The 16,173-nt window shown below is 72.7% G+C and carries 13 protein-coding genes; 7 read left to right on the top strand and 6 right to left on the bottom strand.

Features of this window, described 5'->3' with window-relative positions; all coding sequences use genetic code 11:
* The first annotated feature begins 118 nt into the window (after positions 1-118).
* A complete protein-coding gene (locus tag ACH4MY_RS30800; RefSeq protein ID WP_398007022.1) occupies positions 119-721 on the top strand; it encodes a DoxX family protein in 603 nt (200 codons plus the stop codon).
* A gap of 156 nt (positions 722-877) precedes the next feature.
* On the opposite strand, the gene ACH4MY_RS30795 is transcribed toward ACH4MY_RS30800, so the two are convergent.
* Positions 878-2,224, bottom strand: coding sequence for a PspC domain-containing protein (locus tag ACH4MY_RS30795; protein WP_398007021.1), 1,347 nt, complete (start codon positions 2,222-2,224; stop codon positions 878-880).
* 156 nt (positions 2,225-2,380) lie between these two features.
* Here ACH4MY_RS30795 and ACH4MY_RS30790 point away from each other — a divergent pair, with 156 nt between their 5' ends.
* Both ACH4MY_RS30790 and ACH4MY_RS30785 read left to right on the top strand, forming a co-directional pair.
* Complete coding sequence (locus ACH4MY_RS30790; protein WP_398007019.1) at positions 2,381-3,643, top strand: PspC domain-containing protein; 1,263 nt, start codon at positions 2,381-2,383, stop codon at positions 3,641-3,643.
* Positions 3,640-4,356, top strand: a complete 717-nt coding sequence (locus ACH4MY_RS30785; protein ID WP_398007017.1) for a LuxR C-terminal-related transcriptional regulator — start codon at positions 3,640-3,642, stop codon at positions 4,354-4,356. Before ACH4MY_RS30790 ends, ACH4MY_RS30785 begins: the two co-directional genes overlap by 4 nt.
* A gap of 36 nt (positions 4,357-4,392) precedes the next feature.
* On the opposite strand, the gene ACH4MY_RS30780 is transcribed toward ACH4MY_RS30785, so the two are convergent.
* On the bottom strand, positions 4,393-5,508 hold the full coding sequence (locus ACH4MY_RS30780) for an NlpC/P60 family protein (RefSeq protein WP_398007016.1): 1,116 nt from the start codon (positions 5,506-5,508) through the stop codon (positions 4,393-4,395).
* Positions 5,509-5,848: 340 nt separating this feature from the next.
* Between ACH4MY_RS30780 and ACH4MY_RS30775 the strand changes: the two genes are divergently transcribed.
* Both ACH4MY_RS30775 and pcrA read left to right on the top strand, forming a co-directional pair.
* The gene (locus ACH4MY_RS30775) at positions 5,849-6,202 is read left to right on the top strand and encodes a hypothetical protein (RefSeq protein WP_189832916.1); all 354 of its coding nucleotides are present in this window, start codon (positions 5,849-5,851) and stop codon (positions 6,200-6,202) included.
* Between the two features lie 124 nt (positions 6,203-6,326).
* A complete protein-coding gene (gene pcrA / locus ACH4MY_RS30770; RefSeq protein ID WP_398007014.1) occupies positions 6,327-8,777 on the top strand; it encodes a DNA helicase PcrA in 2,451 nt (816 codons plus the stop codon).
* Positions 8,778-8,863: 86 nt separating this feature from the next.
* Here the strand turns inward: pcrA and ACH4MY_RS30765 are convergent, their stop codons facing one another.
* Positions 8,864-10,555 carry a M23 family metallopeptidase gene (locus tag ACH4MY_RS30765; RefSeq protein ID WP_398007012.1) on the bottom strand — a complete coding sequence of 564 codons (1,692 nt, stop codon included), beginning with the start codon at positions 10,553-10,555 and terminating at the stop codon, positions 8,864-8,866.
* A 219-nt stretch (positions 10,556-10,774) separates the two neighbouring features.
* Positions 10,775-11,566 (bottom strand): esterase/lipase family protein, encoded by a 792-nt coding sequence (locus ACH4MY_RS30760; protein ID WP_398007010.1) that lies wholly within the window; start codon positions 11,564-11,566, stop codon positions 10,775-10,777.
* A 301-nt stretch (positions 11,567-11,867) separates the two neighbouring features.
* Between ACH4MY_RS30760 and ACH4MY_RS30755 the strand changes: the two genes are divergently transcribed.
* On the top strand, positions 11,868-12,275 hold the full coding sequence (locus tag ACH4MY_RS30755) for a cobalamin B12-binding domain-containing protein (protein WP_398007008.1): 408 nt from the start codon (positions 11,868-11,870) through the stop codon (positions 12,273-12,275).
* 80 nt (positions 12,276-12,355) lie between these two features.
* Here the strand turns inward: ACH4MY_RS30755 and ACH4MY_RS30750 are convergent, their stop codons facing one another.
* Positions 12,356-14,125: a DUF5691 domain-containing protein gene (locus ACH4MY_RS30750; RefSeq protein WP_398007006.1), complete on the bottom strand. Its 1,770-nt coding sequence runs from the start codon at positions 14,123-14,125 to the stop codon at positions 12,356-12,358.
* 74 nt (positions 14,126-14,199) lie between these two features.
* Complete coding sequence (locus ACH4MY_RS30745) at positions 14,200-15,570, bottom strand: SWIM zinc finger family protein (RefSeq protein ID WP_398007005.1); 1,371 nt, start codon at positions 15,568-15,570, stop codon at positions 14,200-14,202.
* Positions 15,571-15,724: 154 nt separating this feature from the next.
* Here ACH4MY_RS30745 and ACH4MY_RS30740 point away from each other — a divergent pair, with 154 nt between their 5' ends.
* Complete coding sequence (locus ACH4MY_RS30740) at positions 15,725-16,138, top strand: hypothetical protein (RefSeq protein WP_398007003.1); 414 nt, start codon at positions 15,725-15,727, stop codon at positions 16,136-16,138.
* Positions 16,139-16,173: the final 35 nt, after the last annotated feature.

Below are 16,173 nucleotides of genomic sequence, written 5' to 3'. Positions count from 1 at the left end.
AGACACCTTGCGCCGGCCTCCGGCCGTTCTTCCGGCCCCCTTCGCGTATCCCCGGAGCGGTGGTGCGAGGAGAATCGTTCCGCGGACAGTTGTACGGGGTGAGGAAAGGTGGCCGATGATGACGGGACACGCGGACCGGGCGGACGGCACGGCCGACGGGACCGGCCACGCGGGCGGCGTGAGCGGCGATGACGGTGGCGTGGACGGTGCGACGAGTGCGGGGGATGCGGGCCGGACCGGTGGCTCAGGCCGGCTCGACCGGTGGAAGGCCCTCGCCTCCCGTTACGCCCTCTTTCCCCTGCGGCTCTTCCTCGGCATCACGTTCATCTACGCGGGGCTCGACAAGCTCACCGACCCCGCCTTCCTCGCCGACACCGGCAGCGGCTCCATCGGCGAGACGATGCGCGGCGTCCGGGACACCTCGGCCATCCCCGCCCTGGTCGACCTCGCCCTCAACAGCCCCACCGGCTTCGGCTACGCCATCGCCTTCGGTGAGATCGCCGTCGGCATCGGGACCCTGCTGGGTCTCTTCGCCCGCCTCGCGGCGCTCGGGGGAGCCCTGATCTCCCTGAGCCTGTGGCTCACGGTCAGCTGGCAGGTGAACCCGTACTACCTCGGCAACGACCTCGCCTATCTGATGGCCTGGCTGCCGCTGCTGCTGGCCGGGGCGCCGGTGCTGTCGCTGGACCGGCTTCTCGCCGAGCGGCGGCGCACGCGATAGGTGATCCAGGTCGCGAGACCGGCCAGGCCCAGGCCACCGCAGACGATCGGTATCGCCACGTACCAGGGGGTCGTCCACGAGCCGGCGGCGTCGCCCGCGTAGACCGCGGCCACGGCGAGGGCCGTGAGGCCGGCGAGGAGACGGCCGGGGCGGAACTCATGAAGCAGCACGGGTGACCTCCACCTGTCCGATGCCGACCTCGAGGGAGAGGTCCAGGGTGCCCGCCGGGGTGGTCCCGGCCGGCGGGTTGAGCGTCCGGGTCACATCGCGGTCCGGCGCGATGTCGATGTCGTTGGGCTGTTCACCGGGCAGCTGCAGGTCTCCGAGCCCCACCTGGGCACGCAGCTTCACGACGGCGTCCTTCGGGACGATCACCTTGAGCTGCCCCGCGCCCACCTCGACCGACGTCGAGACGGTCGTGCCCACCGGGACCGGTACCCCTGTCAGATCGAGCGTGCCGACCCCGGTGCCCACCTCGTACCGGGGCTGCACCGCGGCGACGGACGCCGGTCTCCACGTATCGCGGATCCAGTCCGTGGTGATCTGCTGCGGCAGCGCCGTGACCAGGGCGAGCAGCCCCGCCGTGACCACGGTCTGGAAGACCGTGCCGAACCCGGTCCGGCCGAGGAAGCTGCTGACGACCAGGCCGAGACCGAACACCGCGAGGGCGCCGACGAGACCCGTCTGCAGGCTCGTGCCCAGCGGTTGGGACTCCCAGGTGAGAGCGGTGCCGAGCACGGCGGCGACCATGGCGAGCAGAGTGACGAGACCACCGATGGAGCGCGGGCTCCGTCGGATCGAGGGCTTGGGGCGCCCGGGGGCCGGGGGACCGGCGCCCCACTGACTGCCGGGCTTCGGCACCTTGCCGTCCACCCGGCCCTTCTCGTCCACGATGCCGTGCGGACCCCAGAGATAGCCGACGGCCACCTTGCCCGTCGAACCGTCCTTGACGATCGGGTCCTTCCACCAGGAGGGGAACTCGACGAGCGGCGGTGCCTTGGTCTCGGGCGGGGCCACGGCGACCGCGTGGGCCGCGGCCGCCGAATCCACCCGGCCCTCGGGCTCCACCGCGCCCGCCTGCCGGCGCCGCGACCAGACCGACGCCGCCGAGACGAGGAACGCCACCAGGAGCGCGGAGCCCAGCATCGTCCCGCTGTGCAGCATCGACAGGAAGATCCCGCAGCCCACCAGGGCCATCAATATGGCGGCCAGGGTGGCGCCGGAGACCCGGCCGGTCAGCAGTCTGCGCCCCTCGTTCTCGTCCTCGCCCGCGAGCGGGATCAGCAGCCAGGCGAAGCCGTAGAAGATCAGCCCGAGTCCGCCCGGCACCGCCAGCACACCGACCACGACACGGAAGATCACCGGGTCCAGGTCGAAGTACCGGCCGAGACCGCCGCAGACACCGCCCACGACCTTGCTGCCGCGCGAGCGCCGCAGTGGCAGGGCGGGAACGGCCTCCGCCGGCGGCGGGGCCTCGTGCTGCGAAGGCATCGAACTCGTCATGCATCCATGGTGACGGCCCGTGACGCCGAGCGGCACCGGGGCCGACCCTGGCCCGACCCTGATATTCCGCGCGCCGTTCTCCCCGAGGCGGTACCAGGGGCGATCTCAGGGCCGACCCTGATGTCCCGGGCAGGCCGAACGTGTGACGATCAGTGCATGTCCGCAGCCGCTCGTGTCACCGACACCGACGAACCGCCCGTGCGCAAGCTCTACCGGAGCGCCGACGGGCGATGGCTCGGCGGTGTCGCGCGCGGCCTCGCCGGGCATCTCGGCCTCCCGGTCGTCTGGGTGCGCGTGATCTTCCTGGTGCTGTTCTTCATGGACGGCCTCGGCCTCCTGATCTACGCGGCCTTCTGGATCGTCGTCCCGCTCGGCGTCGGCGGGCGGACCGCCCCGCGTCCCGTCTTCGAGACGACCCCGGACGGACGCCGCAGACTGCGCAAGCCCGACCGGGGTCAGATCTTCGCCCTGATAGCACTCGCGATCGGGGCGGCGGTCCTCGTCGGGAACATCAGCGTCGACAGCGGGTCCGGGCGGTACATCTGGCCGCTGATCCTCGTCAGCGGCGGCGTCGCCCTGGTCTGGCGCCAGGCGGACAACGCCCGTCGGGCCAGCTGGACCGACGCCGGGGGCCACAGCCGCGCCTTCCATCTCGTACGCGGCCTCGTCGGCGTCGCCCTGGTCGGCACCGGCCTCGCGGTCTTCGTGGTGGTCCGCGGCTCCGTCGCCCAGCTCGGCACGGCCCTCACCGCCGCCGTCGCGGTCCTCACCGGCATAGCCCTGCTGGCCGGCCCGTGGCTGGTCCGGATGTCGCAGGACCTTACGGAGGAGCGGACCATGCGCATCCGCGCCCAGGAGCGCGCTGAGGTCGCGGCCCACGTCCACGACTCCGTGCTGCACACCCTGACCCTGATCCAGCGCAACGCCGAGGACGCGGGTGAGGTCCGCCGGCTCGCCCGCGCCCAGGAGCGGGAGCTGCGGAACTGGCTCTACAAGCCCGAGGGCACCGGCAAGGACGAGGAGCCCGAGACCCTCGCGGAGGCGGTGAAGAAGGCGGCGGCCGAGGTCGAGGACAAGCACGGGGTGCCGATCGAGGTGGTCGTCGTCGGTGACTGCCCGCTCGACGAGGGACTGGTCGCACAGATTCAGGCCGCACGCGAGGCGATGGTCAACGCCGCGAAGTACGGTGGCGAGGGCGGGGCCGTACAGGTGTACGCCGAGGTGGAGGGCCGCACGGTCTTCGTCTCGGTGCGGGACCGGGGACCGGGCTTCGACCTGGACGCCGTGCCCGAGGACAGGATGGGCGTACGAGAATCGATCATCGGTCGGATGCAGCGCAACGGCGGCACGGCCCGGCTGCGGTCCGTGCCGGGCGGGGGCACCGAAGTGGAGCTTGAGATGGAGAGGGCGGACGGATGAGCGACGAGACCGGATCAGCGACCGGGACCGATGCGGGGGCGGCGGGTACGGAGCGCCGGGTGCGGGTGGTGCTCGTCGACGACCACCGGATGTTCCGTACGGGCGTGCAGGCCGAGATCGGCCGGACCGAGATCACCGGCGTCGAGGTGGTCGGCGAGGCCGCCGACGTCGACCAGGCGGTCACCGTCATCACGGCGACCCGCCCCGAGGTCGTCCTCCTCGACGTGCACCTGCCGGGCGGCGGCGGGGTCGAGGTGCTGCGGCGGTGCGCGAACCTGATGGGTGCGGCGGAGGATCCCGTCCGCTTCCTGGCCCTGTCCGTCTCGGACGCGGCCGAGGACGTGATCGGGGTGATCCGCGGCGGCGCCCGTGGCTATGTCACCAAGACGATCACCGGCACCGACCTGGTCGACTCGATCTTCCGGGTCCAGGAGGGCGACGCCGTCTTCTCCCCCCGCCTCGCCGGGTTCGTCCTGGACGCCTTCGCCTCGACGGACGCGCCCCCGGTGGACGAGGACATGGACCGGCTGACCCAGCGGGAGCGGGAGGTGCTGCGGCTGATCGCCCGCGGGTACGCGTACAAGGAGATCGCCAAGCAGCTCTACATCTCGGTGAAGACGGTCGAGTCGCACGTCTCGGCGGTGCTGCGGAAGCTCCAGCTCTCCAACCGCCACGAGCTGACCCGCTGGGCCACCGCCCGCCGCCTGGTCTGAGCGACGCGGTCCGAGTGATCCGAGGGGCGGGTCCCGTCAGCCCACTCGGGTCGCTCCGGCGAAGGGCATCTCGTCGATGGGGGCGATCCGCACCGGGGCGCCGGGCCGAGGGGCGTGGATCATCTGGCCGCCGCCGATGTAGAGCCCGACATGGCTGATGCCGGAGTAGAAGAAGATCAGGTCGCCCGGGGTGAGCTGGGACCGGGAAACGCGCTGACCCGCGTTGATCTGCGTGTACGTGGTCCGCGGCAGGGAGATGCCCGCCGCGCGCCAGGCCGCTTGGGTGAGGCCCGAGCAGTCGTACGCGGAGGGGCCCGTCGCCCCCCACACATACGGCTTGCCGAGCTGGGCGTGGGCGAAGGAGACGGCCTGGGCGGCGCGGGCGTTCGGGGCGGTCACCGGGCCGCGGTCGCTGCCCGAGGAGCGGTCGGCCCGTGTCGCGGCGGAGCCGCCGGCCGTGGTCGTACGGGCCGTGCCGCCGTTCCCGGCGGAGGCGCGGGAGCCGTCGCGGCCGGCCGAGGCGGCCTCGTAGCGGGCCCGTTCCTCGGCGGTCAGCCGGGCGAGCAGGGTCCGGGCCTCCCGGAGCTTGCCGAGGACGGCCGTCCTCTGTCGCCGCAGCTCCGTCTCGTGCCCGCGCAGCGCGTCCAGGCGTCCCGTCGACTCGCCGCGCAGCTGACGGATCGCGGCGAGCTCACGCCGTACGAGTCCGACGGCGGCCGCCTGTCGCTCCCCGGCCTTCTCGGCGAGCGCGGCCCGCTCCAGGTACTCGTCGGGGTCGGAGGTGAGGGCGAGCTGTACGGCGGGGTCGAGCCCTCCGGACCGGTACTGGGCGGCGGCCATGGCCCCGAGTCCGTCCCGCGCGGTGTTGAGCCGCTGGGTCCTGCGGGCGGCCTCGTCGCGCAGCCGGTCGAAGGCGGCGCGGGCCTCGTCCGCCTTCTCCTTCGCCCCGTTGTACCGCTCGGTCGCGACCTCGGCCTCCTCGTAGAGCCGGTCGACCTTCTCCTTGACCTGCGCGGTGGTGGGCCGGGGTTCCGCGTGTCCGGATCCCTCGAAGAGCGTCGCGGTCGCGGCGGAGGCGAGGGCGAGGGTGGCGGCCGTGCGGCCCGCCTGACCGCCGAGGGGCGACTGCTTGGGTTTTCGGTGTGCTGCCACGAGGGCGGGTCACATCCTCTGCCTGAGGGGAACGGGCCCACCGGGCCGACGGCGGGCCGCACAGGGGAACGGCCCGCCGCCGGGTTCTCGGCGGGGGTGACCGACAACCGCCGGATCGCCGACGGTGGTGGGGAGTCGGTCACCTGGTGGAGGACGCTAAACCGGGGGTCACGCCCGGGCGGTGAGTTGACCGCTATTGGCGAGAGTTGACGGTCGAGGACCGATGTTCTCCGCCCGCGATGGCGGGCCGGGGGACATTGCGGTGGTCGACCGACCGAAGCGCGGGAGTGGGTGGACCCGGCCGGGGGAGGGTGCTAGGGCCCCGGTTAGGCTCCGCCCCATGGACGTACTCATCAATGTCTTCGTCGCCCTGCACATCATCGGTATCGCCTCCCTGCTGGGCGGATTCCTCACGCAGATGAAGGCGATGGGGGCCGGTACGGCCCGCTTCAGCCCCGCGATGCTGCACGGCGCGCTGACCATGCTGGTCACCGGCGTCGCGCTCGTCGGCCTGAACCAGGCGGACGACCAGACGGTGAACAACATCAAGATCGGCATCAAGCTGGCGGTCCTCGTCGTCGTCCTCGGCCTGGTCTACGTCAAGCGCGACGAGGAGCGGGTCGACAAGGGCGTCTTCGCCGCCGTCGGCGGTCTGACCACGGCGAACATCTTCATCGCGACCCTCTGGACGTGACCCGTCCGACAGGGCGGGACGACCTGTCCCGCGGGCCGGTGTGACCGGTTCCGCAGGCCGCGGGGGAAGGTGGGTCCCGAAGGCGGGCCCGGATGTCGGTGGGGCGTCCTAGACTCGTGAGGCGATGAGCAGCCTCTTTGACGACAGCTTCCTGGCCGGCCTCCAGAACCACTCCTCGGAGGAGGCCCCGCCCCACCCCGAGGACGACGGGCACGGCACCCCGGCCGTGGAGGACGTCCCGCACGACCTCTTCGGGGAGCACTTCGACGTGCCCCCGCCCGCCCGGGACGCGTACTACCGGGACGGCGCCCCCCGCCCCGTCGTGGACACCGCCGCGCTCCTGGACGGGCTGAACGAGCAGCAGCGCGCCGCCGTCGTCCACACCGACACCCCGCTGCTCATCGTCGCCGGTGCCGGCTCCGGCAAGACCCGGGTGCTCACCCACCGCATCGCCCACCTCCTGGGCTCGCGGCACGTGCACCCCGGTCAGATACTGGCGATCACCTTCACGAACAAGGCCGCCGGCGAGATGAAGGAGCGCGTCGAGCAGCTCGTCGGGCCGCGGGCCAACGCGATGTGGGTGATGACCTTCCACAGCGCCTGCGTCCGCATCCTGCGCCGCGAGTCGAAGCGGCTCGGCTTCACGTCCTCCTTCTCGATCTACGACGCCGCCGACTCCAAGCGGCTGATGTCGCTGGTCTGCCGTGACCTGGACCTCGACCCGAAGAAGTTCCCGCCGAAGTCGTTCAGCGCCAAGATCTCGAACCTCAAGAACGAGCTGATCGACGAGGAGTCCTTCGCCGACCAGGCCGTCGACGGCTTCGAGAAGACGCTCGCCGAGGCGTACCGGATGTACCAGTCGCGGCTGCGCGAGGCCAACGCCCTGGACTTCGACGACATCATCATGACGACGGTCCATCTGCTCCAGGCGTTCCCGGACGTCGCCGAGCACTACCGGCGCCGCTTCCGCCATGTCCTCGTCGACGAGTACCAGGACACCAACCACGCCCAGTACACCCTCGTGCGGGAGCTCGTCGGCACCGGCTACGAGGACCTCGGCCCGGCCGAGCTGTGCGTCGTCGGTGACGCCGACCAGTCGATCTACGCCTTCCGCGGCGCGACCATCCGCAACATCCTCCAGTTCGAGGAGGACTACCCGGACGCGACCACGATCCTGCTGGAGCAGAACTACCGCTCCACCCAGACGATCCTCTCGGCGGCCAACGCCGTCATCGAGCGCAACGAGTCCCGCCGCCCCAAGAACCTGTGGACGAACGCGGGCGCGGGCGCGCGGATCACCGGATACGTCGCCGACACCGAGCACGACGAGGCCCAGTTCGTCGCCGACGAGATCGACCGGCTCACGGACACGGGCGAGGCCAAGGCCGGGGACGTCGCCGTCTTCTACCGGACCAACGCCCAGTCGCGTGTCTTCGAGGAGATCTTCATCCGCGTCGGACTGCCGTACAAGGTCGTCGGCGGTGTGCGCTTCTACGAGCGCAAGGAGGTCCGGGACGTCCTCGCGTATCTGCGTGTCCTCGCCAACCCCGAGGACAACGTCCCGTTGCGCCGCATCCTCAACGTTCCGAAGCGGGGCATCGGCGACCGCGCCGAGGCGATGATCGACGCCCTCTCCCTCCGCGAGAAGATCACCTTCCCGCAGGCCCTCAAGCGGGTCGACGAGGCGTACGGCATGGCCGCGCGTTCGGCGAACGCCGTCAAGCGGTTCAACGCGCTGATGGACGAGCTGCGCACCGTCGTCGAGTCCGGCGCGGGCCCGGCCGTCGTCCTGGAGGCGGTCCTGGAGCGCACCGGCTATCTGGCCGAACTCCAGGCCTCGACCGACCCGCAGGACGAGACCCGGATCGAGAACCTCCAGGAACTCGCCGCCGTGGCCCTGGAGTTCGAGCAGGAGCGGGGCGAGGAGCCCGCCACCCTGGCCGAGTTCCTGGAGAAGGTCGCGCTGGTCGCCGACTCCGATCAGATCCCGGACGAGGACGAGGAGGGCCGGGGCGTCATCACGCTGATGACGCTGCACACCGCGAAGGGCCTGGAGTTCCCGGTGGTGTTCCTCACCGGCATGGAGGACGGCGTCTTCCCGCACATGCGGGCCCTCGGTCAGGCGAAGGAGCTGGAGGAGGAGCGGCGCCTGGCGTACGTGGGCATCACGCGCGCCCGTGAGCGGCTCTACCTCACGCGTTCGTCGATGCGCAGCGCCTGGGGACAGCCCTCGTACAACCCGGCCTCGCGTTTCCTGGAGGAGATTCCGCCCGCGTACCTGGAGTGGAAGCGGACCGGTCCGATGGCGAAGCCCGCCGGGCCGACCTCGGGGATCACCTCCTCGCTCTCCTCGTCCCGTTCGCGTTCCGGCCCCTCGGGCTTCGCCACCCGGCGTGCCGGGGAGAAGCCGGTGATCTCCCTCCAGGTCGGTGACCGGGTCACGCACGACCAGTTCGGCCTCGGCACGGTCATGACGGTGACCGGTGCGGGCGCGGACGCGCAGGCGACGATCGACTTCGGCGACGAGAAGCCGAAGCGGCTGCTGCTGCGGTACGCGCCGGTCGAGAAGCTGTAGCACCGACGACGACAGCGGGCCCCGGCTTCGGCCGGGGCCCGCTCTCGTGCGTACGGGAAGGGTGAGCGCGTGTGCGGGTGAGCAGCTCAGCTGGTCGGGTCGAGACCGTGGCTGCGCAGCCAGGCCAGCGGGTCGATCGCGTAGCCGCCGGCCGGCCGGACCTCGAAGTGGAGGTGCGGGCCGGTCGAGTTGCCGGTGTCGCCGGAGTAGGCGATGACGTCGCCGGCCTTCACCTGACCGGAGCGGATCTTGGCGCTGCTGAGGTGGCAGTACCAGGTCTCGGTGCCGTCGGGGGCGGTGAGGATCACCATGTTGCCGTAGGCGCTGTTGATCTGGGTGCGGACGGTGCCGTCCGTCGCGGCCATCACGGGTGTGCCGGGCTGTACGGGGAAGTCGATGCCGGTGTGCACGGACATCCAGTTGACGCCGGACTGGCCGAAGCGCGCGCTGAGCCGGTGGAGCTGCACCGGCAGCATGAACTTGGGGCGCAGGGCCTCCTTGCGCGCCGCTTCCTCTTCGCGCTTCTTCTTCTCGGCCGCCTGGCGGACCTTGAGGTCGATGCGCTCCTGGGTGCGGCTGGCGCGCTCGCCGAAGTCGCGGGCGTCGGCGCTGAGCGCGGCGAGCTGGGTGTCGAGCGCGTTGTTGGCGGCGACCTGCTTGACGGAGGCGGGGTCCGCCGCGGCGAGCGCGGTGGTGTTGTCCTTCTGTCCGCTGTCGGCGGTGGCGCCGGTGAGTCCGCCGACGGAGGCGGCGGCGATGCCGGCGACGCCCATGACACAGGCGGAGGGGACGGCGACGGTCAGCAGCGCGGACCGCTTGGCGGGGGTGCGGCGACGGCCGCGGCTGCCGCCGGCGGAGCGGCGCACGGGGCGGCCGGCGACGGGGGAGTCCGTGCGGAGCTCGACGGCGGGCTCGGTGCCGCGGTCGTCGTGACGGTCGTCGTCGAGGTCGTCGGCGGTGCCGTACGCGGCCTCGGGGTCGTCGAGGTCCGCGAGGTCCTCGACGCCGTGGGCGTCCTCGGGGTGCGCGGCGTGCTCGGTGGGCTGTTCGTCGTAGGTGTACGCCGCCTCCGCGTGGGCCTCGGCGGTGCCCGCCCCGGTCTCGGGGACGTACTCGTAGGCGAACTCCGCGGTGTGCTCGGCCTGCGGGGTGTACTGGTGGGGGACGACCGGCTCGGCCTCGGGGGCCGCCTGGTTCCACGCGGTCGCGTCGTAGGCGCCGGTGTCGGTCGCGAAGGCGGGGGCGGCCCACTGGCCGGTGGCGTCGTAGGTCTCGTGGCCGTACGCGCCCTGGGCGGCGTAGGCGCCGGAGTGGAGGGTCTCGTACTGGCCGGTGTGCTGGGCGTCGGTCCAGGCGGAGGCGTCCCACTGGCCGGTGGTGTCGTACGAGACGGAGGCGTCGTACTGCGCGCCGGCGTCGTACTGCGAGCTCGTGTCGTACGCCCCGGTCGTCGTCGCGTACGTGCCGGTGGTGTCGTAGGCGCCGGTGGTGTTCCACTGTCCGGTGGTGTCCCACTGGCCGGTCGTGTCGTACTGACCGGTGGTGTCGTACTGACCCGTCGTGTCGTACTGCGGGCCCGCGGTGCCGTACTGCGTGGTGTCGTACTGCCCCGTGGTCCCGTACGCGCCGGTGGCGTCGTACTGACCGGGATTCCACTGGCCGCTCTGATCGGCCTGACCATCGGCGTAGGCGCCGAAGAGCGGGTCGGTGGCGAAGCTGCCGGTGGTGTGGGCGCCGTCTCCGGCGTACCCGGCGTGGGGGTGCTGGTCGTTCACCAACGTCTCTCTCGCCTCGGCAGCAGGACCAGTCCGGGGCGGCCCGACGAGGGGTGTCCCGGGGGTAAGCAGTGGCGCGACTGTACCCGGCGGTATGCGCAGCCGACAATCTTCGGAGGGGCTTACGCCCGCAGGAAACGGGCAATCGGCTGTGTTTCGCCAGCTCAGGGAGAGAGCTTTGGCCTTGTGTTCGAGGAACGTTCGAAGAACGGTGCCGGAGTGTCACGCGACAGAGGTCGCGCCCGGCTCCTCCTCCCGTGCCGCGGGTGCCTCGGCTCCGCCCGCGTCGAGGGCCTCCCGGACCCCGGCGGCCACCGTCGGGTGTACGGGCAGCGCGAGATGGCCGATCCCGCTGACGCGGACGTTGTGCACGAGCAGGTCGGGGTGGTCGAGACGGGCCGTCTCCACGGGCACCATCACCTGGTCGAGATCGCTCCAGAAACTCACGAACCGGGTCCGGCAGCCGGGCGAGGGCCCGGCGAGCTCCCGCAGCACCTCCGAACCGGGACGCATCTGCCGCACCAGCGGGTGCGCGTCGGCGAGCGGGGCGACGGTGGTGCCGGAGTGCGGGGTGCCGAGCGTGACCAGGGTCCGTACCCGGGTGTCACCGCCGAGACGCTGTACGTAATAACGGGCGATGAGCCCGCCCAGGCTGTGTCCGACGATGTCCACCTCGGCGTGTCCCGTACGGGCGCGGATCTCCTCCACCCGGCGGCCGAGCAGCTCCGCGGCCGCCCGCAGGTCGCAGGTGAGCGGTGAGTAGTTGACCGACTCGACACAGTCACAGCCGTTCCGGGTCAGGGAACGGCGCAGCATGACGAAGACCGAACGGTTGTCCACGAAGCCGTGCAGCAGGACGACAGGGCGCCGGCCCGGGGTGATCGCCGACGGGGGAGCGGCGGGCGACAGGCGCTCGGCCACGATCCCCGACGGGTACAGGACGAGATGCCCGGTGAGGATCGCGAGCTCCAGGGCGGTGGCTTTCATCAGGGCGGTGACCTTGGCGAACTCCATGGCCGGCCTCCCGAACGGCACGCGGGGCCGGAAGGCCGGTACGCCCCGCCCCCGCGCCGCACGGACGGCGGCACGGAGGCGCGGCGACCTCGTCGCGGCTCCCTTTGCGACAGTGCCCCGCTTGCGGCTGGTGGGCCCAGGAGGAGGGCCCGAAAGCGGGGTACGGCGCAGAGCGAACATGTCCCACGTGTGATTTCCCCCTCGCTCGCCTCCGCGAAACGGGCGGGTACGGGATGCTGGAGATAACGTTCGTTCACCTCCCCGGGGCCATCAGGCGCGGGGGTCGCATGTGGAGGCAGTGATGGGTGTGACCGGTCCGATCCGCGTGGTGGTAGCCAAGCCGGGTCTCGACGGCCACGATCGCGGGGCCAAGGTGATCGCGAGGGCACTCCGCGACGCCGGTATGGAGGTCATCTACACCGGTCTCCACCAGACGCCCGAGCAGATCGTCGACACCGCGATCCAGGAGGACGCCGACGCGATCGGCCTCTCGATCCTCTCGGGCGCGCACAACACGCTGTTCGTGAAGGTCCTGGAGCTCCTCAAGGACCGCGACGCGGAGGACATCAAGGTCTTCGGCGGCGGCATCATCCCGGACGCGGACATCCCGCCGCTGAAGGAGAAGGGCGTGGCGGCGATCTTCACGCCGGGCGCGACGACGGCGTCCATCGTCGACTGGGTGAACGCGAACGTCCGCGTGGCCGCGTAACCCGTTTCGGCGATGCGCGCCTCACATGGCCGGTGAAGGGCCCTCCCTCCGGGGAGGGCCCTTCCTGTCGTACCGGCCGTTCAGAGGGGAGCCGGAGTCCCGGAGGCCGGCGGCGGTTCGGTGAGCTCGGCTCTCATCGCCGCACGCAGCCGGAGGGTGGAGACCAGCCGCTGGAAGGCCTCGGCCCAGTAGCCGCCCGCGCCGGGGGAGATGTCCTCCGTCTCGTCCGGCCGGGCCGTCAGGGACTCCAGCCGCCGCGCCGCCTCCGGAGCGAGGCACCGCTCGGCCAGTCCCATCACCCCGCTGAAGCTCCACGGGTAACTGCCCGCCTCCCGCGCGATGTCGAGGGCGTCGATCACCGCCCCGCCCAGCGGCTCCGCCCACGGCACCGCGCAGACCCCGAGCAGCTGGAAGGCCTCCGACAGACCGTGGGCGGCGACGAACGAGGCGACCCAGAGCGCCCGTTCCTCCCGGGGAAGCGTGGACAGGAGCTGGGCCCGCTCGGCCAGCGACGAGGTGCCGGGGCCCGTCGCGGGCGGGATCGCCGGGGAGCCGAGCAGGGCGCGCGACCAGGCCGCGTCCCGCTGTCGCACGGCCGCCCGGCACCAGGCCGCGTGCAGTTCGCCCTGCCAGTCGTCGGCCACCGGCAGGGCCACGATCTCCTCCGGCCCGCGCCCCCCGAACCGCGGCGGCCAGCAGGACAGCGGGGCGGCCTCGACGAGCTGGCCCAGCCACCAGGACCGCTCACCCCGCCCCGCCGGAGGCGTCGCCGCGAGGCCGTCCCGCTGCATGGCCGTATCGCACTCGTGCGGAGCCTCCACGGTGACCGTCGGCTCGTCCGCCGTCCGGTCGAGACCGACGCAGGTCACCGCCCGGCCCGCCATCCGGCCCGCGAGCGCCGAGGCCGGCAGGGCGGAGAGCAGTTCGGCCGCGGTGGCGCGGACATTGCGGCTGCGGTCGCCGAGGGCGGCCTCCAGGAACTCCTCGTCCGCGTCCGAGAGTCCGGTCCGCAGCGAGTCCACGAACATCAGCCGGTCCTCCGCCCGCTCGGCGGACCAGGTGGAGGCGAGGAGGGCGAGGCCGGCCGTCGGATCCTCCGTCCGTACGGCGGAGAGCAGGGCGACCCGCTCGGCGAACAGGCCCTCGTCCCACAGAGCACGCACAGCCTCCCGGTCCCCGGGGGCCGGGAGGGAGCTCCCCGCGCCCGCACCCCGCAGGGCGAACCGCCACTCCGGGTTGAGGCGGGCCAGCCACAGGCCGCGCGGCCCGGCCAGACGCAGGGCCTGGGGGCGCAGATCGGTACGGGCCCGGGCCGCGTCGAGGAGGGCGGGCAGGGTCGCGGCCGGTGCCCGGTAGCCGCGCTCGTTGGCCAGGGCGAGCCACTGCGGGAGCAGTTCGGCGAGGTCGGGGGCGGCTCCGCGCCGCCCGGCGGGCGAGGGCGCGGCGCGGCCGGCGAGCAGCTGGTCGAGGCGCCGCCGGGCCGCCTCGGGCAGCGGTCCACGCGGGTCCTCGGGTGCGGGCTCCGGCGGTGGCGCGGCGGGTCCGGCACGCAGCCCCGCCCTGCGCCGTACGGTGTGCAGCGCCGCGGCGTCGAGCAGGGCGCCCGGCACGTCCCGGGGCCTCTTTCCGGCGAGCCGGGCGGGCGTCCGCCGGTCCGTGCCGAGCAGGGCCGAGGTGACGAGCTCCTCCCAGACGGCGTCCTCGGCGACACCGCTGCCGAGTTCGGCATCGCTGCCGAGCCCCCCGCCGCCGAGCTCGGGAGCGCCGCCGTGCTCGGGAAGGGTGTCGGTGTCGGTGTCGGTGTCGGCGGTCGGGCCGGTGGCGGTCGGGGGCGTCGTGTCCGTCTCCATCGCGTTCCTCCGGGCGGGCGGGCGTCCGTGGGCGGGTGGCGTACCGAAGGGTGCGCCGGTGGTCGTCCCGGGGGTCATATGAGAGGGACCGTCTCTCCCGGGGTCTCCGGGGACCAGGCGGCGAGGGGCGTGAAGCCGCGGTGCCCGCACTCTCCGAAGACCGTCACCGGGGCGCCGCCCGACAGGGCGACCAGACGCCAGAGTCCGGGCCGGGACTGGGCGGCGGGTGTCAGCGGCAGGGCCTCGCGGCCGTCCGCGTCGGCGAGCTGCCAGCCGTACTCCGCCCGCGCGGGGAGAACCCCGCTCAGCGTGACGGGCCAGGAGTCGAGCCACGGGTCCTCGCGCAGCGCGCGGCCGTACGCGTCGAGGGCCGCGCCCACCGGCCCGCCCGGCGGCGGGGCGACAGGCCCCCCGACCGGCACGAACCGCTCGCCCGGCTCCGCCCGCAGCTGACCGGACCCCCCGTGCGGCGTCACCTCGCCGTCGAGCACCATGCCCACGGGGAGCGCCAGTCGAGGAGCCCTGCCCGCCGCGCCGAAGGAGAGCAGGAGCGCGGTGCGCCCGCTCGTCGTGCCGTGCAGCCAGATGCGCCGGGTGGTCAGCCGGGCGTCGGCCGCGTCGTACTGCGCGAGGACGAGCCAGTGGTCCCGCAGCGGCACGCCGTCGACCGGGGCCGTGAGGCCGACCCGGGTCCGTACGGTCGTCGCGAAGGGCGGGGGCAGCCGGTCGGCGGTGAGCCAGGCCCGGTCGAGGAGATGGGTCAGCGCGCACTCCTCCAGGAGCCGCACCGGCCAGCCGGGCCCCGAACCCGGTATGGCTCCCAACTCCCGCACCCGGCCCGCCAGTCCCGGCGCCTGGGCGTCGACCATCCGGGCCGCCGTCTCCTCCCACAGCCCGTACCCCGGCTGCTCGGCCGCCGCCAGTCCGCCGCGCAGCAGGTCGACGAGCCGCTGCTCCAACTCCCGCGCCCCCGAGGTGATCCGGGCGGCTCTCCGCTCGGCCCTGCGCCGCGCCGCCTCGGGATCCGCCGGGCCTCCGGCGGCGCCCTCGGCCCCGAGAGCCGCGCCCGCGGTGCTTGTGGCGGCTTCGGGGCTTCCGGCGTGCTCGCGTCGCGCCGTGAGCCACCGCGCGGCCCAGTCGGGCGCGGTGGTCTCCTCGATCGCCGCCGGGTCCGAGGCGCGGAGCAGCAGCAGGCCGAGCGCGTGCTTGCACGGGAACTTACGACTGGGGCACGCGCAGAGGTATGCGGGGCCCGTGGTGTCGACGACCGTCCGGTACGACACGCCGCCGCTGCCCTTGCACAGCCCCCAGACGGCGCCCCCGTCGCGGCCCGTGCCCGACCACGGTCCGGCCGTGCCCAACGTGCTCCCCGCTCTGCGCGAGGCGTCGTCAGGAGCCAGTGCCAGCACCTGTTCAACTGAAACGCGCACCCCCATGGCATTCATGTCCCCGACGGTAGAGCCCGCCACTGACAACGCCTCTGGCCTGCGTGTTCAGGGGTGGTGAAGGGGTCGTGAAAGGATTTGACTTTACCTTTCCTTTGCGATTCTCTGCGCGAGACCAACTGATCCACCGCAACTGCTTCAGGGGAACCACGCAATGAACCGCACCACCCGCACCGCCGTCTCGGTCCTCGCCGTCGCCGGTCTCGCCCTCGGCCTCGGAGCCTGCTCTCAGGCCGCCGAGAAGGCCGCCGACCAGGTCGACAAGTCCGTCGGTGACTCCTACGAGGTCACGTACGAGGTCACCGGCAAGGGAATCGAGTCCATCGACTACCACGCGGGCGACGGCACCGCGATGGCGCCGAAGGTCGAGTCGGAGAAGAAGCCGACCACGCCGTGGAAGAAGACGGTGAAGCTGAAGGGCATCATGCCGCCGGCCGTCATGCCGGTCTCCCTCAGCCCCGCCGACCTCACCTGCAAGGTCATCTACCAGGGCAAGGTCATCAAGGAGGCCAAGGCCGAGCAGGCGATGGCCGGCGGCTGCGTCGCCGTCTCCCCGGTCGTGGGCTGATCCCCACCCGCCCCGAGGACGGGGCCGCCCCGCCC

The sequence above is a fragment of the Streptomyces sp. NPDC017246 genome (genome assembly GCF_044331325.1).
Lineage (GTDB): Bacteria > Actinomycetota > Actinomycetes > Streptomycetales > Streptomycetaceae > Streptomyces.
The sequence above is the reverse complement of the archived record's forward strand: the minus strand, read 5'-3'. Positions and strand labels throughout refer to the sequence as shown.

What these genes read in the sequence shown, in the direction of transcription:
- ACH4MY_RS30800 (WP_398007022.1), top strand. Translation starts at nt 119, where the DNA reads ATGACGGGACACGCGGACCGGGCGGACGGCACGGCCGACGGGACCGGC.
- ACH4MY_RS30795 (WP_398007021.1), bottom strand. Translation starts at nt 2,224, where the DNA reads ATGACGAGTTCGATGCCTTCGCAGCACGAGGCCCCGCCGCCGGCGGAG.
- ACH4MY_RS30790 (WP_398007019.1), top strand. Translation starts at nt 2,381, where the DNA reads ATGTCCGCAGCCGCTCGTGTCACCGACACCGACGAACCGCCCGTGCGC.
- ACH4MY_RS30785 (WP_398007017.1), top strand. Translation starts at nt 3,640, where the DNA reads ATGAGCGACGAGACCGGATCAGCGACCGGGACCGATGCGGGGGCGGCG.
- ACH4MY_RS30775 (WP_189832916.1), top strand. Translation starts at nt 5,849, where the DNA reads ATGGACGTACTCATCAATGTCTTCGTCGCCCTGCACATCATCGGTATC.
- pcrA (WP_398007014.1), top strand. Translation starts at nt 6,327, where the DNA reads ATGAGCAGCCTCTTTGACGACAGCTTCCTGGCCGGCCTCCAGAACCAC.
- ACH4MY_RS30760 (WP_398007010.1), bottom strand. Translation starts at nt 11,566, where the DNA reads ATGGAGTTCGCCAAGGTCACCGCCCTGATGAAAGCCACCGCCCTGGAG.
- ACH4MY_RS30755 (WP_398007008.1), top strand. Translation starts at nt 11,868, where the DNA reads ATGGGTGTGACCGGTCCGATCCGCGTGGTGGTAGCCAAGCCGGGTCTC.
- ACH4MY_RS30750 (WP_398007006.1), bottom strand. Translation starts at nt 14,125, where the DNA reads ATGGAGACGGACACGACGCCCCCGACCGCCACCGGCCCGACCGCCGAC.
- ACH4MY_RS30745 (WP_398007005.1), bottom strand. Translation starts at nt 15,570, where the DNA reads ATGAATGCCATGGGGGTGCGCGTTTCAGTTGAACAGGTGCTGGCACTG.
- ACH4MY_RS30740 (WP_398007003.1), top strand. Translation starts at nt 15,725, where the DNA reads ATGAACCGCACCACCCGCACCGCCGTCTCGGTCCTCGCCGTCGCCGGT.